The 22,061-nt window shown below is 57.5% G+C and carries 19 protein-coding genes; 10 read left to right on the top strand and 9 right to left on the bottom strand.

What is annotated here, in order from left to right:
- Positions 1-183 precede the first annotated feature (183 nt).
- From dapB to EDF75_RS20330, 4 genes are all read left to right on the top strand, one after another.
- Positions 184-1,005 (top strand): 4-hydroxy-tetrahydrodipicolinate reductase, encoded by an 822-nt coding sequence (gene dapB, locus EDF75_RS20350; protein WP_133600694.1) that lies wholly within the window; start codon positions 184-186, stop codon positions 1,003-1,005.
- A 458-nt stretch (positions 1,006-1,463) separates the two neighbouring features.
- Positions 1,464-2,612, top strand: a complete 1,149-nt coding sequence (gene carA / locus EDF75_RS20340; RefSeq protein WP_128879095.1) for a glutamine-hydrolyzing carbamoyl-phosphate synthase small subunit — start codon at positions 1,464-1,466, stop codon at positions 2,610-2,612.
- A 16-nt stretch (positions 2,613-2,628) separates the two neighbouring features.
- Complete coding sequence (carB, locus tag EDF75_RS20335; RefSeq protein ID WP_045859984.1) at positions 2,629-5,853, top strand: carbamoyl-phosphate synthase large subunit; 3,225 nt, start codon at positions 2,629-2,631, stop codon at positions 5,851-5,853.
- 166 nt (positions 5,854-6,019) lie between these two features.
- Positions 6,020-6,253, top strand: a complete 234-nt coding sequence (locus tag EDF75_RS20330; protein ID WP_041143999.1) for a YgdI/YgdR family lipoprotein — start codon at positions 6,020-6,022, stop codon at positions 6,251-6,253.
- 54 nt (positions 6,254-6,307) lie between these two features.
- Here EDF75_RS20330 and EDF75_RS20325 read toward each other — a convergent pair whose 3' ends face one another.
- The 3 genes from EDF75_RS20325 to idnO are packed head-to-tail and all read right to left on the bottom strand — an operon-like array spanning position 6,308 to position 8,081.
- Positions 6,308-6,775, bottom strand: a complete 468-nt coding sequence (locus tag EDF75_RS20325) for a NanQ anomerase/TabA/YiaL family protein (RefSeq protein WP_133600692.1) — start codon at positions 6,773-6,775, stop codon at positions 6,308-6,310.
- Positions 6,772-7,302: a gluconokinase gene (locus tag EDF75_RS20320; protein ID WP_133600691.1), complete on the bottom strand. Its 531-nt coding sequence runs from the start codon at positions 7,300-7,302 to the stop codon at positions 6,772-6,774. The genes EDF75_RS20325 and EDF75_RS20320 overlap by 4 nt, the downstream gene beginning before the upstream one ends.
- A gap of 14 nt (positions 7,303-7,316) precedes the next feature.
- Entirely contained in the window at positions 7,317-8,081 is a 765-nt protein-coding gene (idnO, locus tag EDF75_RS20315; RefSeq protein ID WP_133600690.1) for a gluconate 5-dehydrogenase, read from the bottom strand.
- Positions 8,082-8,369: 288 nt separating this feature from the next.
- On the opposite strand from idnO, the gene EDF75_RS20310 reads away from it, so the two are divergent.
- The 6 genes from EDF75_RS20310 (at position 8,370) to folA (ending at position 15,039) form a co-directional block, all read left to right on the top strand.
- Entirely contained in the window at positions 8,370-9,362 is a 993-nt protein-coding gene (locus EDF75_RS20310; protein WP_045859976.1) for a LacI family DNA-binding transcriptional regulator, read from the top strand.
- Between the two features lie 210 nt (positions 9,363-9,572).
- Positions 9,573-10,523, top strand: coding sequence for a 2-hydroxyacid dehydrogenase (locus tag EDF75_RS20305; protein ID WP_133600689.1), 951 nt, complete (start codon positions 9,573-9,575; stop codon positions 10,521-10,523).
- Positions 10,524-10,613: 90 nt separating this feature from the next.
- Positions 10,614-11,918: an MFS transporter gene (locus tag EDF75_RS20300; protein WP_133600688.1), complete on the top strand. Its 1,305-nt coding sequence runs from the start codon at positions 10,614-10,616 to the stop codon at positions 11,916-11,918.
- Positions 11,919-12,015: 97 nt separating this feature from the next.
- Positions 12,016-12,546 carry a glutathione-regulated potassium-efflux system oxidoreductase KefF gene (kefF, locus tag EDF75_RS20295; protein WP_133600687.1) on the top strand — a complete coding sequence of 177 codons (531 nt, stop codon included), beginning with the start codon at positions 12,016-12,018 and terminating at the stop codon, positions 12,544-12,546.
- Positions 12,539-14,404: a glutathione-regulated potassium-efflux system protein KefC gene (kefC, locus tag EDF75_RS20290; RefSeq protein WP_133600686.1), complete on the top strand. Its 1,866-nt coding sequence runs from the start codon at positions 12,539-12,541 to the stop codon at positions 14,402-14,404. The genes kefF and kefC overlap by 8 nt, the downstream gene beginning before the upstream one ends.
- A gap of 155 nt (positions 14,405-14,559) precedes the next feature.
- Positions 14,560-15,039, top strand: a complete 480-nt coding sequence (gene folA / locus EDF75_RS20285) for a type 3 dihydrofolate reductase (RefSeq protein WP_041144008.1) — start codon at positions 14,560-14,562, stop codon at positions 15,037-15,039.
- 60 nt (positions 15,040-15,099) lie between these two features.
- On the opposite strand, the gene apaH is transcribed toward folA, so the two are convergent.
- The 6 genes from apaH to lptD form a co-directional block, all read right to left on the bottom strand.
- Positions 15,100-15,948 (bottom strand): bis(5'-nucleosyl)-tetraphosphatase (symmetrical) ApaH, encoded by an 849-nt coding sequence (gene apaH / locus EDF75_RS20280; protein ID WP_133600685.1) that lies wholly within the window; start codon positions 15,946-15,948, stop codon positions 15,100-15,102.
- 4 nt (positions 15,949-15,952) lie between these two features.
- The gene (gene apaG / locus EDF75_RS20275) at positions 15,953-16,330 is read right to left on the bottom strand and encodes a Co2+/Mg2+ efflux protein ApaG (RefSeq protein ID WP_133600684.1); all 378 of its coding nucleotides are present in this window, start codon (positions 16,328-16,330) and stop codon (positions 15,953-15,955) included.
- A 2-nt stretch (positions 16,331-16,332) separates the two neighbouring features.
- A complete protein-coding gene (gene rsmA / locus EDF75_RS20270; protein ID WP_041144011.1) occupies positions 16,333-17,154 on the bottom strand; it encodes a 16S rRNA (adenine(1518)-N(6)/adenine(1519)-N(6))-dimethyltransferase RsmA in 822 nt (273 codons plus the stop codon).
- Positions 17,151-18,140, bottom strand: a complete 990-nt coding sequence (gene pdxA / locus EDF75_RS20265; RefSeq protein ID WP_166646219.1) for a 4-hydroxythreonine-4-phosphate dehydrogenase PdxA — start codon at positions 18,138-18,140, stop codon at positions 17,151-17,153. The genes rsmA and pdxA overlap by 4 nt, the downstream gene beginning before the upstream one ends.
- Before the next feature lie 186 nt (positions 18,141-18,326).
- Positions 18,327-19,613 (bottom strand): peptidylprolyl isomerase SurA, encoded by a 1,287-nt coding sequence (gene surA, locus EDF75_RS20260; RefSeq protein ID WP_128879090.1) that lies wholly within the window; start codon positions 19,611-19,613, stop codon positions 18,327-18,329.
- Between the two features lie 54 nt (positions 19,614-19,667).
- Positions 19,668-22,013 carry an LPS assembly protein LptD gene (gene lptD, locus EDF75_RS20255; protein WP_133600682.1) on the bottom strand — a complete coding sequence of 782 codons (2,346 nt, stop codon included), beginning with the start codon at positions 22,011-22,013 and terminating at the stop codon, positions 19,668-19,670.
- Between the last annotated feature and the right edge of the window lie 48 nt (positions 22,014-22,061).

Below are 22,061 nucleotides of genomic sequence, written 5' to 3'. Positions count from 1 at the left end.
TGGGGGAACGGCGCTTTCGCCAGACGATATCGTTGCATTGGGCGATGACAAACATATAGTTTTTACTGATATCGACCGCGGTTTGTCATAAATTTCTAATTATCGGCGTTTTTGAGTAGCGGCCCATCGATGGGCTGGTTACTCTGAAAACAATTTACGTAAAGTTAACAAAAGAGAATAGCTATGCATGATGCACAAATCCGCGTGGCCATCGCCGGCGCGGGCGGCCGGATGGGACGCCAGTTAATCCAGGCGGTACAGCAGATGGACGGCGTGGCGCTTGGCGCGGCGCTGGAGCGCGATGGCTCCTCCCTGATCGGCAGCGACGCCGGCGAACTGGCGGGCGCAGGCAACATGGGCGTCACGGTGCAAAGCAGCCTGACGGCGGTCAAAGATGATTTTGATGTGCTGATCGATTTCACCCGCCCGGAAGGGACGCTGACCCACCTCGCATTCTGCCGCGAGCACGGTAAAGGGATGGTGATCGGCACCACCGGTTTTGATGACGCGGGGAAACAGGCCATTCGCGATGCGGCGCAGGAGATTGCTATCGTCTTTGCGGCCAATTTCAGCGTCGGCGTCAACGTCATGCTCAAGCTGCTGGAAAAGGCGGCGCAGGTGATGGGCGACTACACTGATATTGAAATTATTGAAGCGCACCATCGGCATAAAGTGGATGCCCCGTCGGGGACTGCGCTGGCGATGGGCGAGGCGATTGCCGGTGCGCTGAACAAAGATCTGAAAGATTGCGCGGTCTACAGTCGCGAAGGCTACACCGGCGAACGCGTTCCGGGAACGATCGGCTTTGCCACGGTGCGCGCGGGGGATATCGTCGGCGAACATACGGCGATGTTCGCCGATATTGGTGAACGTATTGAGATCAGCCATAAGGCATCAAGCCGGATGACCTTTGCCAACGGCGCGGTTCGCTCGGCATTATGGCTGAAAGGCAAGAAAAGCGGTCTCTTTGATATGCGTGACGTCCTTGATTTGAACGCTTTATAAGATTTATTACCCATCGTGATGTGGTTATGGCATTCAATAAGTAATTGATTGCAGAGGGCAATGTTTTATTGCCCTTTTTATTTTCAGCCTTTTTTTATCTTTTTTTAATTAAGATCGCTATAATCGACGCTTATCCTCCCTGTTACTGTTATTTTTATGTAAATTTTGACCATCTGGTCTACTTTTTCACATTAATAAGCCATGTTTTACAATCCCGACGCTGCGCAAGCGTTTTCTAACGCTACTTTGTTGATCTTTTTAGCTGTTAAAGCAGCGCTGATAGGCCAGTGGCGCAAAATGATATTAAAAATATGCGCTTTAAGTTGACTTTTCCCCGACATCTCTCCAGAATGCCGCCGTTTGCCAGAAATCCATAGGTAAGCAAATTTGCATTGATTCATGCTACGCGAATGCATTAATATGCAAATAAAGTGAGTGAATATTCTCTGGAGGGTGTTTTGATTAAGTCAGCGCTATTGGTTCTGGAAGACGGAACCCAGTTTCACGGTCGGGCCATCGGGGCAACGGGCACGGCGGTTGGGGAAGTCGTTTTCAATACTTCAATGACCGGTTATCAAGAAATCCTCACTGATCCTTCCTATTCTCGCCAAATTGTCACCCTTACTTATCCCCATATCGGTAATGTCGGCACCAACGCCGCCGACGAAGAGTCTTCCCAGGTACATGCTCAGGGTCTGGTTATTCGCGACCTGCCGCTGATTGCCAGCAACTTCCGTAATACCGAAGACCTCTCTTCTTACCTCAAGCGCCATAACATCGTGGCGATTGCCGATATCGATACCCGTAAGCTGACCCGCTTGCTGCGTGAAAAAGGCGCGCAGAACGGCTGCATCATCGTTGGCGATAGCCTCGATGCGCAGCTGGCGCTGGAAAAGGCAAAAGCATTCCCGGGCCTCAACGGGATGGACCTGGCGAAGGAAGTCACCACCTCAGAAACCTACGGCTGGACGCAGGGGAGCTGGACTCTGGAGGGCGACCTGCCGGAAGCGAAGGCGGAAAGCGAGCTGCCGTTCCACGTGGTGGCCTACGATTTCGGCGCTAAGCGCAACATCCTGCGCATGCTGGTGGACCGCGGCTGCCGCCTGACGGTGGTGCCGGCAAAAACCTCTGCGGAAGAGGTGCTGAAAATGAATCCGGACGGCATCTTCCTCTCCAACGGCCCAGGTGACCCGGCGCCGTGCGACTATGCGATTGAGGCCATTGAGCAATTCCTCACCACCGATATTCCGGTATTCGGCATCTGCCTCGGCCATCAGCTGCTGGCGCTGGCGAGCGGAGCGAAGACCGTTAAGATGAAGTTCGGCCACCACGGCGGCAACCACCCGGTTAAAGATCTTGATAATAACGTGGTGATGATTACCGCGCAGAACCACGGTTTTGCGGTAGACGAAGCCTCCATGCCGGCTAACCTGCGGGTGACCCACAAGTCCCTGTTCGACGGTACGCTGCAGGGCATTCACCGCACCGATAAGCCGGCCTTCAGCTTCCAGGGACACCCGGAGGCGAGCCCAGGCCCGCACGATGCCGCGCCGTTGTTCGACCATTTCATCGAGTTAATTGAGCAGTACCGCCAGTCCGCGAAATAATCAGGAGAAAAAAGCCATGCCAAAACGTACAGACATAAAAAGCATCCTGATTCTTGGCGCTGGCCCGATCGTTATCGGCCAGGCTTGTGAATTTGACTACTCTGGCGCCCAGGCCTGTAAAGCCCTGCGCGAAGAGGGTTACCGCGTCATTCTGGTGAACTCTAACCCAGCCACCATCATGACCGACCCGGAAATGGCCGATGCCACCTATATTGAGCCGATCCACTGGGAAGTGGTACGCAAAATCATCGAAAAAGAGCGTCCGGACGCCGTGCTGCCGACCATGGGCGGCCAGACGGCGCTGAACTGCGCGCTGGAGCTGGAACGTCAGGGCGTGCTGGAAGAGTTTGGCGTCACCATGATTGGCGCCACCGCCGACGCGATTGATAAAGCGGAAGACCGTCGTCGCTTCGACGTGGCGATGAAGAAAATTGGCCTCGACACCGCACGTTCCGGTATCGCGCACACGATGGAAGAAGCGCTGGCGGTTGCCGCTGACGTGGGCTATCCGTGCATCATCCGTCCCTCCTTCACCATGGGCGGAACCGGCGGCGGTATCGCCTATAACCGCGAAGAGTTTGAAGAAATTTGTACCCGCGGCCTCGATCTCTCTCCGACCAACGAACTGCTGATCGATGAATCGCTGATCGGCTGGAAAGAGTACGAGATGGAAGTGGTGCGCGATAAGAACGATAACTGCATCATCGTCTGCTCCATCGAAAACTTCGACGCGATGGGCATCCATACCGGCGACTCCATCACCGTGGCTCCGGCGCAGACCCTGACCGATAAAGAGTACCAGGTGATGCGTAACGCCTCGATGGCGGTGCTGCGCGAAATCGGCGTTGAAACCGGCGGTTCCAACGTCCAGTTCTCGGTGAACCCGAAAGACGGTCGCCTGATTGTTATCGAAATGAACCCGCGCGTATCACGCTCTTCGGCGCTGGCTTCGAAAGCGACCGGCTTCCCGATTGCCAAAGTGGCGGCGAAGCTGGCGGTGGGCTACACCCTTGACGAGCTGATGAACGACATTACCGGCGGCCGTACCCCGGCATCGTTCGAACCCTCTATCGACTACGTCGTCACCAAGATCCCGCGCTTCAACTTCGAGAAGTTCGTCGGCGCTAACGACCGCCTGACCACGCAGATGAAATCGGTCGGCGAAGTGATGGCGATTGGCCGCACCCAGCAGGAGTCGCTGCAGAAAGCGCTGCGCGGCCTGGAAGTGGGCGCAACCGGCTTTGACCCTAAAGTGAGCCTCGACGACCCGGAAGCGCTGACCAAAATTCGCCGCGAGCTGAAAGACGCCGGCGCCGAGCGTATCTGGTACATCGCCGACGCCTTCCGCGCGGGCCTGTCCGTTGACGGCGTTTTCAACCTGACCAATATCGATCGCTGGTTCCTGGTGCAGATTGAAGAGCTGGTGCGCCTGGAAGAGAAAGTGGAAGAGGCCGGCATCAACGGCCTTGACGCTGACTTCCTGCGGATGCTGAAGCGCAAAGGCTTTGCCGACGCGCGTCTGGCTAAGCTGGCGGGCGTGCGCGAAGCGGAAATCCGCAAGCTGCGCGACCAGTACAACCTGCACCCGGTCTATAAGCGCGTGGATACCTGCGCGGCGGAGTTCGCAACGGATACCGCCTACATGTACTCCACCTATGAAGACGAGTGTGAAGCGAACCCGTCGGTTGACCGCGATAAAATTATGGTGCTTGGCGGCGGCCCGAACCGTATCGGCCAGGGTATTGAGTTCGATTACTGCTGCGTGCACGCCTCGCTGGCGCTGCGCGAAGATGGTTACGAAACCATTATGGTTAACTGTAACCCGGAAACCGTCTCCACCGACTACGACACCTCTGACCGCCTGTACTTTGAGCCGGTGACCCTCGAAGACGTGCTGGAAATCGTGCGTATCGAGAAGCCGAAGGGCGTTATCGTCCAGTACGGCGGCCAGACTCCGCTGAAGCTGGCGCGCGCGCTGGAAGCGGCCGGCGTACCGGTTATCGGCACCAGCCCGGACGCGATTGACCGTGCGGAAGACCGCGAGCGTTTCCAGCAGGCGGTTGACCGTCTGAAGCTGAAACAGCCGGCGAACGCCACCGTGACCGCGATTGAGATGGCCGTTGAGAAGGCCAAAGAGATTGGCTACCCGCTGGTGGTGCGTCCGTCCTACGTTCTTGGCGGTCGGGCGATGGAAATCGTTTACGACGAAGTCGACCTGCGTCGCTACTTCCAGACCGCGGTAAGCGTCTCTAACGACGCGCCGGTGCTGCTGGACCGTTTCCTTGACGATGCGGTAGAAGTCGACGTTGACGCTATCTGCGACGGCGAGATGGTGCTGATTGGCGGCATTATGGAGCACATCGAGCAGGCCGGCGTTCACTCCGGCGACTCCGCGTGCTCGCTGCCGGCCTACACCCTGAGCCAGGACATCCAGAACGTGATGCGCGAGCAGGTGCAGAAGCTGGCCTTCGAGCTGCAGGTACGCGGGTTGATGAACGTGCAGTTCGCGGTCAAAAACAACGAAGTGTATTTGATTGAAGTGAACCCGCGCGCCGCGCGTACCGTACCCTTTGTCTCCAAAGCCACCGGCGTTCCGCTGGCTAAAGTGGCGGCACGCGTCATGGCCGGCCAAACGCTGGCGCAGCAGGGCGTGACCAAAGAGATTATCCCGCCGTATTACTCGGTAAAAGAAGTGGTGCTGCCGTTCAACAAGTTCCCGGGCGTTGACCCGCTGTTAGGGCCTGAAATGCGCTCTACCGGGGAAGTGATGGGCGTCGGCCGCACCTTTGCGGAAGCGTTCGCCAAGGCGCAGCTGGGCAGCAGCTCGACGATGAAAAAGCAGGGCCGCGCGCTGCTCTCCGTGCGTGAAGGCGACAAAGAGCGCGTGGTGGACCTCGCGGCTAAGCTGCTGAAGTTTGGTTTCGAACTGGATGCTACCCACGGGACCGCGATTGTCCTCGGTGAAGCCGGGATCAACCCGCGCCTGGTGAACAAGGTGCATGAAGGTCGTCCGCATATTCAGGACCGCATCAAGAATGGCGAATACACCTACATCATCAACACCACCGAAGGCCGCCAGGCGATTGAAGACTCCAAGCTGATTCGCCGCAGCGCCCTGCAGTACAAGGTGCATTACGACACTACCCTGAACGGCGGCTTCGCCACGGCGATGGCGCTGAACGCCAACGCCATGGAGAAGGTGACCTCGGTTCAGGAAATGCACGCACAAATCAAAAAATAAGCCGTGCCGGCGCTGCCGGCTGCGAACCAAACGGGCTGACGTTATCGTCGGCCCGTTTTTTTATGTCGGCCATCTTCGGAGAGTTCTGCTTTTAACTTCCTCCCGGCTCGGGCTAACTATAATTAGCACGATAACAATACTCATTGACGGAAAACAGGAGGATACAATGCGGAACAAAATTCTGGTGGCATCCGCGCTGGCAGCGACGGCGGTGTTGTTTGTGGCGGGGTGTTCCTCAAATCAGTCGCTGAAAACCACCGATGGCAGAACCATCGTCACCGACGGTAAGCCGCAGGTGGATAGCGATACCGGCATGGTCTCGTACAAAAATGCCGCAACCGGCCGCACCGAGCAGATCAATCGCGATCAGGTGAAATCGATGGACGAGCTGGATAACTAATTGTTATCCATGGCCCCGCGAGGGTGAGTGCGGGGCCGGTTATCGCGACCGGTTTTACAGCAGGGCGTGGTCTATTTTGACGATAATTTTACGCAGCGGCGCGCCGGCATCCGTGGCGCCCATCGGCCGATGAAGCTCGCCGGGAAACAGAATCGCCAGCTCCTCAGGATGTAAATGAATCAGCGTTTCGCTGCTAATTTCTGTGCAAAAGCCAATATCATGGGCGTCCTTAAACGGCCCGTCCGCGGTGATGGTCAGCCCTTTATTTCCCGCCCCAATAATCTCAACGCCTGCCAGCACGATATGAATATCGATGTACTGACGATGGTATTCCGGGCGCTGTTCCGCCAGCGGGCGCGTCTGGCCTTCGACGACGGTGAAAAACAGGTTATCGCCATCGACCGTATATTTCCCCGGCGGCAGGGAGTGCGGGTCCTGCTGGGCGACGGCCTGCAGCGCCTGGCGAATAACCGACGGATAGAACGTATTTTTGGCCGCGGCGGCTAAGGTATCAATAATCATGCCGGCATTCCCTGTAGTGATTGAGGCTCAAGTAAATTTAACGACTGCGCCACGATGCTGGCGACGTCGGGGGCAATATCAACGGCTAAAATATCGCGCTCGCTGGCGTCCGGCGCCTCCAGGGCGGCAAACTGGCTGCGCAGCAGCGCCTCCGGCATAAAGTGCCCCTTACGCTGCTGCATCCGCTGCAGAATGCATTCGTACTCGCCGGTCAGCCACAGAAAGCGCAGGTTGCCGCTGCCTTCGCGCAGCCGATCGCGGTAGCGCTTCTTCAGCGCCGAGCACACCAGCACGCCCGACTCATTCTTCTGCTCAAGGCTAAAAATCACGTCCGCGATCCGCTCCAGCCACGGCCCCCGGTCTTCGTCATTGAGCGGCTGGCTGGCGGCCATTTTGACGATGTTCTGCCGCGGGTGAAGATCGTCTCCGTCGATAAATTTTGCGCCGAGCGCCTGGGCTAACGCCTGGCCGACGGTGGTCTTTCCGGTGCCTGAGACACCCATCAAAATAATGCATTGCCCTGCCATAATGTGCTCCTTACTTAGACAGCAACCAGCATGCCGCCGTCGACGAACAGCAGATGACCGTTGACGAAATCAGAGGCTTTAGAGGACAGGAACACCGCGGCGCCAACCAGCTCCTGCGGATCGCCCCAGCGGGCGGCCGGCGTGCGCTTGCACAGCCAGTCGGTGAAGGCTTTATCATCAACCAGCGCCTGGGTCATGGCGGTTTTAAAGTAGCCCGGCGCGATGCCGTTGACCTGGACGTTATAGCGCGCCAGTTCGACGCACATGCCGCGGGTCAGCATTTTTACCGCACCTTTGGCGGCGGCGTACGGCGTGATGGTGTCGCGACCAAGCTCGCTCTGCATTGAGCAGATATTGACGATTTTCCCGCGCTGGCGAGCGACCATCCGCTTAGCCACCGCCTGGGAGACGAGAAATACCGCGGTTTGGTTCACGGAAATAACATCGTTCCATTCCTGCAGCGGAAATTCGGTAAACGGATGGCGCCGCTGAATGCCCGCATTATTAAATAACACGTCGATAGCGCCAATTTCCTCTTCGATTTTACCAATCGCCTGCTCGACGGAATCAGCATCGGTAACATTAAATATCGCCGCGTGAGCGATGGCGCCTTCATCACGTAATTTCATGACCGCATCATCTGCACGGGGGGCAGAAATATCGTTGATAATAATTTCTGCGCCATATTGTGCAAGGCCCTGGGCCATGACAAAACCAATACCTTGCCCGGCGCCAGTAATTAAAATTCGTTTGCCCTGTAAGCTGAAAAGATCTTTCATCTTGATATCCTGATTAACGGCTGAATATAAATGACGGTGTGCGCTTTTATTCCTGATTCACGAAAAGGTAAAGCGGAAGAACCTGTGCTCTATCTCACGGATTTTTGCCGGGTAAAACCGTGATCGAGATCACTCAAAACGGTGTTACGAAAAGGGGTTACATTAAACGTGAAGCCGGGTGTAAATTACCGTTACTCAAAGGGTTAACGAGAGTGAGGTTCGATTCTCTTTTTGTTCATCGGCAGGCATAATAACCTGATGCAGTGGACGTATTTGACGGGCAGGTAGATGAAAGCACAACGCATAACGCTCAATGATATTGCAGCGCTGGCTGGCGTAACCAAAATGACCGTCAGCCGCTATTTACGTACGCCGGATAAAGTTAAACCGGAGACGGCAGAGCGCATCGCCAGCGTGATTGCGGAAATTGGCTACGAGCCCGACCCCGACAACCCGGCGATGATCGGCGTCGTCGTGCCGCGCATTGGCGTACTGATCCCCTCCTTTCATAACCAAATCTTTGCCGACCTGCTGGCCGGTATTGAATCGGTTACCGCTGCGCACGGCTATCAGACGCTGGTGGTGAACTATGATTATGACCGCCAGCGCGAAGAGGAGCAGATAGCCGCCGTGCTGGCCTTTAACGTCAAGGGCCTGCTGCTGACCGAATCGGCTCACACCCTGCGGGCCGATAAGTACCTCAATGCGGCGAAAATTCCCGTTGCGGAAGTGATGGGCCTGACGGACAACCCGGGGCGTATCAACGTGGGCTTTGACAACTTCAAGGCCGGTTTCGATATGACCAATATGCTGCTGGCGAGCGGTAAACGGCAGATCGTCTATTTTGGCGCGATGTCCGACGTGCGCGACGAGCAGCGCTACGCCGGCTACTGCCAGGCGATGGAAAATGCCGGGCTGACGGTGGGACGCATCGCGCCGAACAAGGTGTCGTCGGTATCGATCGGTACCGGGATGATGACCCTGGCGCGTCAGATGTATGCCCGCATGGACGGTATTCTGTGCACCAATGACGATCTGGCGGTTGGCGTGTTACAGGAGTGCCTGGCATCAGGTATCAACGTGCCGGAAGAGCTGGCGATAGCCGGTTTTCATGGCCTGGAAATCGGCCAGATTATCTCCCCGCGTCTGGCGAGCGTCCTGACGCCGCGCTTTGAAATGGGCAAGGTAGCAACCGAAATATTAATCAAAAAAATCAAAGGGCTGCCGACCATTGAGAAGGTCGATCTGCACTATCGCCTGTCGATGGGGGAGACCATATAGCGCCTGCGGCGTGGCGATGGCGCCGTGTTAGCAGAAAGTTAACGTACGATCCGCTCGAGGCCCGCAATCCGCGGGTTTTGTCTTATCGATCACGGACGGTGTAACAGCTATTTTTAACACGATTCAGCGTGATGCAGATCGCAAAACGCTGCGACAAAAACCCGTTTGATAGTGGCTACAGTCGTTATGAAACTTCAAACAGGTGATCCGATGAATAGTGCTATTACCCGATCCGTCCTTTTAGTCGCCCCCGTTATTGAGACCTTACAGGAGCAGCTGGCCGCCGAATTCCCGCTATTGCGCCTGTACGAGCAGGACGATCCGATCGCCTTTTTGCGCGAGCAGGGAGAGAACGTGGCGGCCGTGGTGACCCGCGGGGACGTCGGCGTGCAGAACAGCGTGCTTGAGCTGCTGCCGCACGCTGGCCTGATCGCTATCTTCGGCGTCGGCACCGACGCGGTGGATTTAGAGTACGTCCGCTCCCGGCAGATTGCCGTCTCCATTACCTCCGGCGTGCTGACCAACGATGTCGCCGATCTGGCGATGGGGCTGCTGCTGGCCGGCTCGCGCCAGCTCTGTCAGGGCGACCGTTTTGTGCGTGAAGGCCGCTGGCTGAACGGCGGCCTGCCGCTGGCAACTCAGGTCAGCGGCAAGCGTATCGGCATTCTGGGAATGGGCAATATCGGCCAGGCCATTGCCCGCCGCGCCCGCGGTTTTGATATGCAGGTGCTCTATACCGACCGTAAGCAGGTGGCCGGACTCGATTATCAGTGGTGCGCCGATCTGCATACCCTGGCCCATGAAAGCGACTTTTTGGTGATCGCCGCCTCCGGCGGTGAGGCCAACCGCGGGATTATCGATGCCTCGGTCTTTAACGTGATGCCGAAACGGGCGTGGCTTATCAACATCGCCCGCGGATCGCTGGTCGATGAAAAGGCGCTGATTCAGGCGTTACAGGACGGTGTTATCGCCGGGGCCGCTCTCGACGTTTTTGAGGATGAACCGCGGGTTCCCGCCGAGCTGATTGCGCTCGACAACGTGGTCCTGCAACCGCACGTGGCCAGCGCAACCCATGAAACCCGCCAGAAAATGAGCGATGTGGTTTTTGCTAACGTCGCCGCTTATTTTTCCGGCAAGCCGCTGCCTAACGCTATTAATTAGCGCTCTTATTTTTGTATCCAGCGCCAATAAGAACCTGGTGGGACAGGTTCTTAAATGACAACGATAACCTCTGCATAGAGAGTGCGAAATATGAATGATAAAATTCCCAGCACCCGCTGGCTGCGTATTATTACGCCGGTGTTGATCGCCTGTATTATTTCGTTTATGGATCGGGTTAATATTAGTTTTGCTTTGCCCGGCGGCATGGAAGAGGATTTAGGTATTACCAGCCAGATGGCCGGCGTTGCCAGCGGTATATTTTTTATTGGCTATTTATTCCTGCAAATACCCGGCGGGCGGATTGCGGTTAACGGCAGCGGAAAACGTTTTATTGCCTGGTCGCTGGTGGCCTGGGCGATCGTGTCGGTGGCGACCGGCTTTGTGACCCACGAATATCAGCTGCTGGTTCTGCGCTTTATTCTCGGCGTTTCCGAGGGCGGGATGCTGCCGGTGGTCCTGACGATGGTCAGCAACTGGTTCCCGGAAAAAGAGCTGGGCCGGGCCAACGCCTTCGTCATGATGTTTGCCCCGCTGGGCGGCATGCTGACCGCTCCGGTCTCCGGCGCCATTATTGCCGCGCTCGACTGGCGCTGGCTGTTTATTATCGAAGGGCTGCTGTCGCTGGTGGTGCTGGCGGTGTGGTGGTTCATGATTAGCGACCGTCCGGAAGAGGCCCGCTGGCTGCCGGAGAAGGAGCGCGACTATCTGGTCACCACCCTCGCCGCCGAGCGGGCGGCAAAACTTGCTGAAGATGCGGTGAGCAACGCGCCGGTAAAAGACGTGTTCCGCAATTCCGGGCTGATGAAGCTGGTGATCCTCAACTTCTTCTACCAGACCGGCGATTACGGCTACACCCTGTGGCTGCCGACCATTCTTAAAGGGCTGACCGGCGGCAACATGGCCAGCGTCGGCCTGCTGGCGGTGCTGCCGTTCGTCGCCACCCTCGCCGGGATCTACGTGATTTCACTGTTTAGCGATCGCAGCGGCAAGCGCCGGCTGTGGGTTCGCTTCTCGCTCTACAGCTTTGCCGCTGCGCTGGTGGCGTCGGTGGTGCTGCGCGACCACGTGGTCGCCGCCTATATCGCGCTGGTTATCTGCGGCTTCTTCCTGAAATCGGCCACCAGTCCGTTCTGGTCGATGCCGGGGCGGATTGCCTCAGCGGAAGTGGCCGGCAGCGCGCGCGGGGTGATTAACGGCCTCGGGAATCTCGGCGGCTTCTGCGGTCCCTACCTGGTGGGCGTGATGATCTATTTCTACGGGCAAAACGTGGCGGTCTGCGCGCTTGCCGGATCGTTACTCATTGCCGGAACCATGACCTTCCTGCTGCCGAAACGCTGCGACCTTGTCGTCAGCGAGCCTGAGGTCAGCGTCGGCAAGCAGCCGCGGAACGCGTAAGAGCTAAGGCGACATAAATCACAGTTATCATTGTAAGCGCTTCGATTAACTGACTACACTCTTGCAGATTACAACAAGAGTTAACGCAGGCTAATCAATGATTCTGATAATTTACGCCCATCCCTATCCGCATCACTCGCATGCGAATAAGCGGATGCTTGAGCAGGCAGGGACGCTGGACGGCGTAGAAATACGCTCTCTTTATCAACTTTACCCCGACTTTAATATCGACGTCGCCGCCGAACAGGCGGCGCTGGCCCGCGCGGATCTGGTTATCTGGCAGCACCCCTTACAGTGGTACAGCGTCCCGCCGCTGCTGAAGCTGTGGATGGATAAGGTGCTGTCGCACGGCTGGGCCTACGGCCACAACGGCATCGCGCTGCACGGTAAATCGCTGATGTGGGCGGTCACCACCGGCGGCGGCGAAAGCCACTTCGATATTGGCTCCTTCCCCGGTTTTGACGTGCTGGCCCAGCCGCTGCAGGCCACCGGCCTGTATTGCGGGATGAAGTGGCTACCGCCGTTTGCGATGCACTGCACTTTTATCTGCGACGATGAAACCCTCCAGGCGCAGGCGCACCACTATCGACAACGCTTAATCGAATGGCAGGAGGCGCACAATGGATAGCCATACGCTGATACAGGCGCTGATCTATCTCGGCTCTGCCGCGCTTATCGTACCGATTGCCGTCCGCCTTGGCCTCGGATCGGTGCTGGGATATTTGATCGCCGGCTGTATTATCGGCCCGTGGGGCCTGAAGCTGGTGACCGACGCCGAGACGATCCTCCACTTCGCCGAAATCGGCGTGGTTCTGATGCTGTTCGTTATCGGCCTCGAGCTTGATCCGCAGCGCCTGTGGAAGCTGCGGGCCTCGGTATTTGGCGGCGGGGCGCTGCAGATGGTGGCCTGCGGGGCGCTGATTGGCCTGTTCTGCATGCTGCTGGGAATGCGCTGGCAGGTGGCGGAGCTTATCGGCATGACGCTGGCGCTGTCGTCCACGGCGATCGCGATGCAGGCCATGAATGAACGTAACCTGACGGTTTCGCAAATGGGGCGTAGCGCCTTTGCGGTGCTGCTGTTTCAGGATATCGCGGCCATCCCGCTGGTGGCGATGATCCCGCTGCTCGCCAGCAGCGGCGGCTCAACCACGCTGTGGGCGTTCGCCCTGTCGGCGCTGAAGGTGGCGGGCGCGCTGGCGCTGGTGGTGGTGCTGGGTCGCTACCTGACCCGACCGGTGCTGCGCTTCGTTGCCCGCTCCGGCCTGCGGGAGGTGTTCAGCGCCGTAGCTCTGTTCCTGGTCTTTGGTTTTGGGCTGCTGCTGGAGGAGGTCGGGCTATCGATGGCGATGGGCGCCTTCCTGGCCGGGGTGCTGCTGGCCAGCTCTGAGTACCGTCACGCGCTGGAAAGCGACATTGAACCGTTCAAAGGCCTGCTGCTGGGGCTGTTCTTTATTGGCGTCGGGATGTCGGTAGATTTTGGCACCCTGGTGAGTCATCCCCTGCGCATTTTGATTCTGCTGGTCGGCTTCCTGGTTATTAAAGGCGTCATGCTGTGGCTGATTGCGAAACCGCTCGGCGTACCGCGCGCCCAGCGCCGCTGGTTTGCGGTATTGCTGGGGCAGGGGAGCGAGTTTGCCTTCGTGGTGTTCGGCGCCGCGCAAATGGCCGAGGTGCTGGATAGCGAGTGGGCCAGGGCGCTGACCCTGGCGGTGGCGCTGTCGATGGCGGCAACGCCGATTCTGCTGGTGCTGCTGACCCGGCTGGAAAAATCATCCTCCGGCCAGGAGCGCGAGGCCGATGAGATTGATGAGGAGCAGCCGCGGGTGATTGTCGCCGGCTTTGGCCGCTACGGGCAGATTGCCGGCCGCGTGCTGCTCTCCGGCGGCGTGAAGATGGTCATCCTCGACCACGATCCTGACCACGTTGAGACGCTGCGCAAATTTGATATGAAGGTGTTCTACGGCGACGCGACGCGGGCCGATCTGCTGGAGTCGGCGGGAGCGGCAAAAGCGGAAGTGCTGATCAACGCCATCGACGATCCGCAGGCCAGCCTGCAGCTGGTTGAGCTGGCGAAAGAGCACTTCCCGCATCTGCAAATTATCTCGCGGGCCCGCGATATCGATCACTATATTCAGCTGCGCCAGGCCGGGGTCGAGGCGCCCGAACGTGAAACCTTCGAGGCGGCGCTGAAATCCGGGCGCATGGCGCTGGAGGCCCTCGGCCTCGGTGCCTACGAGGCGCGCGAGCGCGCCGATCTGTTCCGCCGCTTCAATATCAAAATGGTGGAAGAGATGGTGGAGATGGCGGAAAACGATTCGGCTTCCCGTGTGGCGGTCTTTAAGCGCACCAGCGATATGCTGACCGGCATCATCAATGAAGACCGCACCCATCTGTCGCTGGTCCAGCGCCACGGCTGGCAGGGTACGGAAGAGGGCAGGCACACGGGTGATATCGCCGATGAGCCGGAGAATAAGCCTTCAGCTTAAGGTATAGCGCGTCGTTCTAATCTGGCGGCCCACGAGGCTGACGTGGGCTCGCCAGCAAATCCGAAAATTTTCGTATTCTTTACCCTCCGTCCAGTCGACGAAGTATTATGCTTTCCGTATAGTGGCGGCAATTTTTTGTATTTGGGAAATATTCAATGATCAGTCTGATTGCGGCGTTAGCGGTGGATCGCGTCATTGGTATGGAAAACGCCATGCCATGGAACCTGCCTGCCGATCTCGCCTGGTTTAAACGTAATACGTTAAACAAGCCGGTGATTATGGGTCGTCTGACCTGGGAATCTATCGGTCGTCCGCTGCCTGGCCGTAAAAATATCGTCATCAGCAGCCAGCCCGGGAGCGACGATCGCGTGCAGTGGGTTAAATCGGTTGATGAAGCGATTGCCGCCTGCGGCGACGTTGAAGAGATGATGGTGATCGGCGGCGGCCGCGTGTACGAGCAGTTCCTGCCGAAAGCCCAGAAGCTCTATTTGACGCATATTGATGCTGAAGTGGAAGGCGATACCCACTTCCCGGATTACGATCCGGACCAGTGGGAGTCGGTATTCAGCGAATTCCACGACGCCGACGCGCAGAACTCGCACAGCTACTGTTTCGAAGTTCTGGAACGCCGCTAAGCTTCCGGGAACAGGGCTTCTCAGATTACCCGGATAGCGCGCAGCTATCCGGGATCTTTCTCAGGAGGCGACCGCCTCACCTTCACCCAGATCCTTCTGCCGGTTCGACGGCTGGATGAAGTACGCCTTGTCTTCCCAGCGCAGGCAGGTGAGATCTCCCCCCCAGCAGCAGCCGGTATCCAGGGCATAAATGCCGTCAGGCGTCCCGCGCCCCTCCAGCGAAGCCCAGTGGCCAAAGGCAATGCTGTACTCGTTCGCTACCGGTCCGGGGATGGTAAACCACGGCTTCAGGGGCGCCGGGGCGTCCTCCGGCGCTTCTTTGGCATACATATCCAGCTGCCCGTTCGGGAAGCAGTAGCGCATGCGGGTAAAGGCGTTGGAGATAAAACGCAGTCGCGCAAGGCCGCTCAGCTCGCTGCTCCAGTTGTTGGGCATGTCGCCATACATGGCGTCGAGGAAGAACGGATAGGAGTCGCTGGAGAGCACCGCTTCAACGTCGCGCGCGCACTGCAGCGCCGTTGGCAGATCCCACTGCGGCGTGATGCCGGCATGGGCCATCACCAGCTTTTTCTCTTCATCAATCTGCATCAGCGGCTGGCGGCGCAGCCAGTTGAGAAGCTCATCGGCATCCGGCGCTTCCAGCAGCGGCTTGAGGCGATCTTTCGGCTTGTTGCGGCTAATGCCGGCGAAGACCGCCAGCAGATGGAGATCGTGATTGCCGAGGACAATACGCACGCTGTCGCCCAGGGATTTTACGTAGCGTAAAACCTCCAGCGAGCCCGGGCCGCGGGCGACTAAATCGCCGGTGAGCCACAGCGTATCGCTGCCGGGAGTAAACGCAACCTGCTTTAATAATGCGATCAGTTCATCGTAGCAACCGTGAACGTCGCCAATAAGGTATGTAGACATGGTTTTAGTGAATGAGCGTTGGTACTGCGAGACGGAAAACAGGGATGTCGACGGAGAACGGCGCACCGTTCATGTCGATCATAGCGTAATGTCCCTGCATGGTGCCCAGCGGCGTTTCAATAACCGCGCCGCTGGTGTATTGAAACTCCCCGCCAGCGGGAATATGCGGCTGCTCGCCGACAACCCCTTCACCCTGAACCTCAGTCTCACGACCGTGACCGTTGGTGATAAGCCAGTAGCGGCCAAGTAGCTGAACCTGACTCCGCCCCAGGTTGCGGATGGTGACGGTATAAGCGAAGACGTAACGATCGTTTTCCGGAGAAGACTGCGATTCGATATAGACGCTCTGTACCTGTACACAAACTCGGGGCGAATTGATCATGGTTAGCTCTCCTTGGTGGGCGAGTTTTCAGTTAACCAGTTAGCTAGCTGACAATACTGCGCCACGGAAATATTCTCTGCACGCTTAGCCGGGTCGATGCCCAGCTCGGTCAGCACTTCAACGCTGAACAGATTGCCGAGGCTGTTGCGAATTGTTTTCCGGCGCTGGTTGAACGCTTCGGTGGTGATTCGGCTCAGTACGCGGACCTCTTTGACCGGATGCGGCAGAGTGCGATAGGGCACCAGGCGCACCACGGCGGAATCGACTTTAGGCGGCGGCGTAAAGGCGGTCGGCGGGACTTCAAGCACCGGGATTATCTGGCAGTAATACTGCGCCATAACGCTCAGTCGACCATACGCCTTGCTGTTCGGACCGGCAACCAGGCGATTGACGACCTCTTTTTGCAGCATAAAGTGCATGTCGGCAATGGCATCAGTATAGCTGAACAGGTGGAACATCAGCGGCGTGGAGATGTTGTAAGGCAGGTTGCCGAACACGCGCAGCGGCTGACCCATGTTCTGCGACAGCTCGCCGAAGTTCATGGTCATGGCATCCTGCTGATAAATGGTCAGCTTTGGCCCTAAGAACGGGTGCGTTTTCAGGCGGGCGGCCAGGTCGCGGTCCAGCTCGATAACGGTGAGCTCGTCCAGACGTTCGCCTACCGGCTCGGTCAGCGCGGCCAGGCCCGGGCCGATTTCGACAATCGCCTGACCTTTCTGTGGATTAATGGCCGAGACAATACTGTCGATCACAAACCGATCGTTGAGAAAGTTTTGCCCGAAGCGTTTACGGGCTAAGTGGCCCTGATGGACTCGATTATTCATTGCGTATTAACAATCATTTTAATGGCGAGATTAAGCGCCGTGATAAAACTGCCGACATCCGCTTTTCCCAGGCCCGCCAGTTCCAGCGCGGTACCGTGGTCAACGGAGGTTCGAATAAAGGGTAAACCGAGCGTAATGTTAACGCCGCGGCCGAAGCCCTGGTATTTTAGCACGGGAAGACCCTGATCGTGGTACATCGCGAGCACCGCATCGGCGTGGTCGAGATATTTAGGCTGAAAAAGGGTATCAGCCGGCAGCGGCCCGCTGAGATTCATCCCCAGGGCGCGCATCTCTTCCAGCACCGGAATGATGGTGTCGATCTCTTCTGTGCCCATGTGGCCGCCTTCTCCCGCGTGCGGGTTCAGGCCGCAGACCAGCACGTGCGGATGGGCAATACCAAACTTGTGCCGCAGATCGTGGTCAAGGATGGTGATGACTTCACGCAGCAGGTCGGGGGTAATGGCGTCACTGATCGCTTTCAGCGGCAGATGGGTGGTCGCCAGCGCGACGCGAAGCTCCTCCGTTGCCAGCATCATCACCACTTTACTGGCCTGCGCCCGCTCTTCGAAGAACTCAGTATGTCCGGTGAAGGCGATCCCGGCGTCGTTGATATTGCCTTTATGGACCGGCCCGGTAATTAAGGCCGCAAACTCGCCGTTAAGGCAGCCGTCGCAGGCGCGCGCCAGGGTTTCCACCACGTAGCTACCGTTGCGCACGTCCAGCACGCCGGGCGTTACCGGGGCGTTCAGCGTGACGGGAAGCAGGGTCAGGGTGCCGGCGCGCTGCGGGGCGGCGGGGCGGGACGGGTCCCAGGGCTGAAGCAATAAAGGAAGACCGAGCCGCTGGGCTCGGTCAGATAACAGTGCGCCATCGGCGCAAACCACCAGTTCAACCGGCCAGTCGCGCTGCGCAAGCTGCGCGACGAGGTCAGGGCCAATCCCGGCAGGTTCCCCGGGAGTGATGACAACACGATTCATACACTTCATCCTTCAGGCTATTTCCTGGTTGGCTACGCCGTTGGCGGTTCATCCATGAGCCTCGCCCGTTTTGGGCCGTCGCAGGCAACGTTAGGGTCAGCGGCATCGCCCCGCGGGCTCATCATCGGTGGGCCTGGGAGCGCTATGCGCTTGCCGCCCGATACGCGCGGAACGTCTGGCGTATCGGGCGGTAAATTAGTTACTCAGAACTTTGACGTAAGCGCTGGCGCGCTGTTCCTGCATCCAGGTCGCCGCTTCTTCCGAGAACTTACGGTTCATCAGCATCCGGTAGGCGCGATCTTTCTGCGCCGCGTCGGTTCTGTCAACCTGGCGGGTGTCCAGCAGCTCAATCAGGTGCCAGCCGAAGGAGGAGTGCACCGGAGCGCTGGTCTGGCCTTTGCTCATGTGCATCAGCGCATCGCGGAACGCCGGGTCGAAGATATCGGTGGTTGCCCAGCCCAAATCGCCGCCCTGGTTAGCAGAGCCCGGATCTTCAGAAAACTCTTTCGCTGCTTTAGCGAAGGTGGTTTTCCCGCTCTTAATGTCCGCTGCAATCTGCTCCAGCTTGGCCTTCGCCTGGGCATCGTTCATGATCGGCGACGACTTCAGTAGAATGTGGCGAGCGTGGACTTCGGTAACGGAGATATTTTTGCTTTCGCCGCGCATATCGTTGATTTTCAGGATATGGAAGCCAACGCCGGAGCGGATCGGGCCGACGATGTCGCCTTTCTTCGCGGTGCTCAGCGCCTGGGCGAAGATCCCCGGCAGCTCCTGAATACGACCCCAGCCCATCTGGCCGCCTTTCAGCGCCTGCTGGTCGGCAGAGTAGCTGATCGCCAGCTTGCCGAAGTCCGCGCCGCTGCGCGCCTGCTCAACGATAGAGTTCGCCTGCTCCTGAGCGGCAGCAACCTGGTCAGAGGTTGGGTTTTCCGACAGCGGAACCAGGATGTGGCTCAGGTTCAGCTCGGTGCTGGCATCGTTCTGATCGCCAATCTGTTTTGCCAGAGATTCAACTTCCTGCGGCAGCACGGTAATGCGGCGACGCACTTCGTTATTACGCACTTCTGAAATCAGCATCTCTTTGCGGATCTGATTACGGTAGGTGGCGTAGTTCAGACCGTCATAGGCCAGACGGCTGCGCATCTGATCCATGGTCATATTGTTCTGCTTCGCGATGTTGGCAATCGCCTGATCGACCTGGTCGTCAGAGATTTTCACGCCCATCTTCTGGCCCATCTGCAAAACAATCTGGTCCATAATCAGTCTTTCGAGGATCTGATGACGTAGGGTGGCATCATCCGGCAGCTGCTGGCCGGCCTGGCCGGCGTTAAGCTTAACCGATTGCATCAGGCCATTGACGTCGCTTTCAAGAACAACGCCATTATTGACGACAGCCGCTACTTTATCGACAACCTGTGGGGCAGCGAAACTGGTATTCGCGATCATGGCGATACCGAGAAGCAGCGTTTTCCAGTTCTTCATACTTTTTCCATTTCAATTAACCGCAAATGCGGATTACGTTTTAAACCAGCCACATCACAGGGAGTTCTGGTACGGTAGAATGTTCGAACGCAGCATCTGCTGGGTGCCGAGACCGTAATTGGAGCTCAGACCGCGTAGCTCAATGTTGATGCCAAAGGTATTGTCGTATTTGCTCTCGCCGTTACCGTTGTTATCCCAGCCGTTGATCTTACGTTCATAGCCGAGACGAATCGCGTAGCAGCAGGAGTTATACTGCACCCCTAACATCTGGTTGGCGCTCTTTTTGGTATTGGTATCAAAGTAGTATGCGCCGACGACGGACCAGCGATCGACTACCGGCCAGCTGGCGGTCATACCCACCTGAGAAATACCGTTTTTGTACTGCTCAGCGGTTGAATACGAAGGCAGCGTGGCCTGAATGTATTCCGGGCTGGCGTAACGATAGTTAAGTTGGACTAAGCGGTTTTCGTCGCGACGGTATTCAACGGTGCCGTTACCGGTTGCGACGTTATCCAGACGCGTATCGTACTGAATTCCCCCGCGTAAACCCCAGTCATCGGCGATGCGCCAGTAAGTATCTCCGGCCCAAACCAGTGAACCCCTTGTGTCGTTATTCTCCCAGTTGATGTTGTCATCACCGGTACGTGACTCGGTGAAATAATAGATTTGACCAACGGAAATATTAAAACGTTCAACGGCGGCTGCATCATATACGCGAGACGTGACGCCGGTAGATACCTGGTTTGCGGATGCAATACGGTCCAGGCCGCTGTAGGAGCGGTCGCGGAACAGGCCGCTGTAGTCCGATTGCAGCAGGGTGGAGTCGTAAGAACCGATGTGGCTCTGGTCGCGATACGGGATGTACAGGTACTGCACGCGCGGTTCCAGAGTCTGGGTAAAGCTCTCCTGCATATCGCGCTCGAAGACCATTTTGCCGTCGATTTTAAACTGCGGCATCACGCGGTTAACGGACTCTTTGTAGTCCGCGTTATTCGCCGCGTTGTAGTCGTCGAGGTTGCTCTGCTGGTAGTGGGTCGCCAGCAGCTTGGCTTCGGTATTGATGCTGCCCCAGCCGTTAGACAGCGGCAGATTGATCGTCGGCTCAAAGTGGACGCGGGTCGCTTCCGGCATGTTGGCGTTAGTATTAACGAAGTGCACCGCCTGACCGTAAAGATGGGTATCAAACGGACCGACGTCGTTCTGGTAGTAGTTAACGTCCAGCTGCGGCTGAGCGGCATAGGAGTTGCTCGAATCGCGGTTAAAGACCTGGAACTGTTTGGTCGACACGGTGGCGTCGAAGTTCTGGTTAACGTAGCCGGCGCTGAATTTCTGCGTGGCGTAGCCGTCGGTGCTGGAACCGTATTTCGAGCTGAAATCGTTAAAGTAGTCCGGATCGCTGACCTTGGTGTAGTCGGCGTTAAGGCGCCACACCTGGTCGATGACCCCGGAATGGTTCCAGTAAAACAGCCAGCGGCGGCTGTTGCTGTCGCTGGAGTGATCGTCCTGGTAGACCTTGTCGGACGGCAGGTAGTCAAACTCGAACAGGCCCGTGCCGGCTTTGGTCAGATAGCGGAATTCGTTTTCCCACATCACGCCGCCGCGCTTGTTCATATAGTGCGGCGTCAGGGTGGCGTCGAAGTTAGGCGCGATATTCCAGTAGTAGGGGAGCGAGAACTCCACGCCATTTTTGGTGCTGTATTTGGCGTTAGGGATCAGGAAGCCGGAACGACGCTTATCCCCGACCGGCAGCTGCAGGTAAGGGCTGTAGAAAATAGGCACGGAGCCGAGCTTAAAACGCGCGTTCCAGATCTCCGCCACCTGCTCTTCGCGGTCGTGGATAACTTCGCTGCCGACGACGCTCCAGGTGTCAGAACCCGGCAGACAGGAGGTAAAGCTGCCGTTTTCCAGAATGGTGTAGCGGTTTTCACCGCGCTGCTTCATCAGATCGGCCTTGCCGCGGCCCTGGCGGCCGACCATCTGGTAATCACCTTCCCAGATATTGGTATCTTTGGTATTCAGGTTTGACCAGCCTTTCGGGCCTTTCAGGATCACCTGATTATCGTCATAGTGAACGTTGCCCAAGGCATCGACGGTGCGCACGGGCTGAGGCTGGCCCGCTGCCTGCTGCTGATGAAGCTGAACCTCATCCGCCTGAAGACGGCTATTCCCCTGGTTAATATCGACGTTACCGGTGAATGTGGCATTATCCGGGTAGTTGCCCTTCGCATGATCGGCATCGATCGTCACCGGCAGCTCGTTAGTTTTACCTTCAACGAGGGGTCGATTATAGCTTGGGACGCCAAGCATACACTGCGTGGCGAGATCGGCAGCGAGGCCCTGTTGGCTATACAAGGCGCTGGCAATCATGGTGGCCAGGAGGCTGGGAATACGTTTTTTCATACGTTGTATTTGTTGTTCCGTCATCTTGTGGCAGCGGCTTGCAAACGG

Origin of the sequence: Klebsiella sp. BIGb0149, assembly GCF_004362605.1 — a bacterium.
GTDB classification, from domain to species: domain Bacteria; phylum Pseudomonadota; class Gammaproteobacteria; order Enterobacterales; family Enterobacteriaceae; genus Klebsiella; species Klebsiella terrigena.
This window is presented reverse-complemented; position numbering and strand designations above follow the sequence as displayed.

Excerpts from the sequence above, each read along its gene's own strand:
- dapB (WP_133600694.1), top strand. The coding sequence starts at position 184 with ATGCATGATGCACAAATCCGCGTGGCCATCGCCGGCGCGGGCGGCCGG.
- carB (WP_045859984.1), top strand. The coding sequence starts at position 2,629 with ATGCCAAAACGTACAGACATAAAAAGCATCCTGATTCTTGGCGCTGGC.
- EDF75_RS20330 (WP_041143999.1), top strand. The coding sequence starts at position 6,020 with ATGCGGAACAAAATTCTGGTGGCATCCGCGCTGGCAGCGACGGCGGTG.
- EDF75_RS20325 (WP_133600692.1), bottom strand. The coding sequence starts at position 6,775 with ATGATTATTGATACCTTAGCCGCCGCGGCCAAAAATACGTTCTATCCG.
- EDF75_RS20320 (WP_133600691.1), bottom strand. The coding sequence starts at position 7,302 with ATGGCAGGGCAATGCATTATTTTGATGGGTGTCTCAGGCACCGGAAAG.
- idnO (WP_133600690.1), bottom strand. The coding sequence starts at position 8,081 with ATGAAAGATCTTTTCAGCTTACAGGGCAAACGAATTTTAATTACTGGC.
- EDF75_RS20310 (WP_045859976.1), top strand. The coding sequence starts at position 8,370 with ATGAAAGCACAACGCATAACGCTCAATGATATTGCAGCGCTGGCTGGC.
- EDF75_RS20305 (WP_133600689.1), top strand. The coding sequence starts at position 9,573 with ATGAATAGTGCTATTACCCGATCCGTCCTTTTAGTCGCCCCCGTTATT.
- EDF75_RS20300 (WP_133600688.1), top strand. The coding sequence starts at position 10,614 with ATGAATGATAAAATTCCCAGCACCCGCTGGCTGCGTATTATTACGCCG.
- kefF (WP_133600687.1), top strand. The coding sequence starts at position 12,016 with ATGATTCTGATAATTTACGCCCATCCCTATCCGCATCACTCGCATGCG.
- kefC (WP_133600686.1), top strand. The coding sequence starts at position 12,539 with ATGGATAGCCATACGCTGATACAGGCGCTGATCTATCTCGGCTCTGCC.
- folA (WP_041144008.1), top strand. The coding sequence starts at position 14,560 with ATGATCAGTCTGATTGCGGCGTTAGCGGTGGATCGCGTCATTGGTATG.
- apaH (WP_133600685.1), bottom strand. The coding sequence starts at position 15,948 with ATGTCTACATACCTTATTGGCGACGTTCACGGTTGCTACGATGAACTG.
- apaG (WP_133600684.1), bottom strand. The coding sequence starts at position 16,330 with ATGATCAATTCGCCCCGAGTTTGTGTACAGGTACAGAGCGTCTATATC.
- rsmA (WP_041144011.1), bottom strand. The coding sequence starts at position 17,154 with ATGAATAATCGAGTCCATCAGGGCCACTTAGCCCGTAAACGCTTCGGG.
- pdxA (WP_166646219.1), bottom strand. The coding sequence starts at position 18,140 with ATGAAGTGTATGAATCGTGTTGTCATCACTCCCGGGGAACCTGCCGGG.
- surA (WP_128879090.1), bottom strand. The coding sequence starts at position 19,613 with ATGAAGAACTGGAAAACGCTGCTTCTCGGTATCGCCATGATCGCGAAT.
- lptD (WP_133600682.1), bottom strand. The coding sequence starts at position 22,013 with ATGAAAAAACGTATTCCCAGCCTCCTGGCCACCATGATTGCCAGCGCC.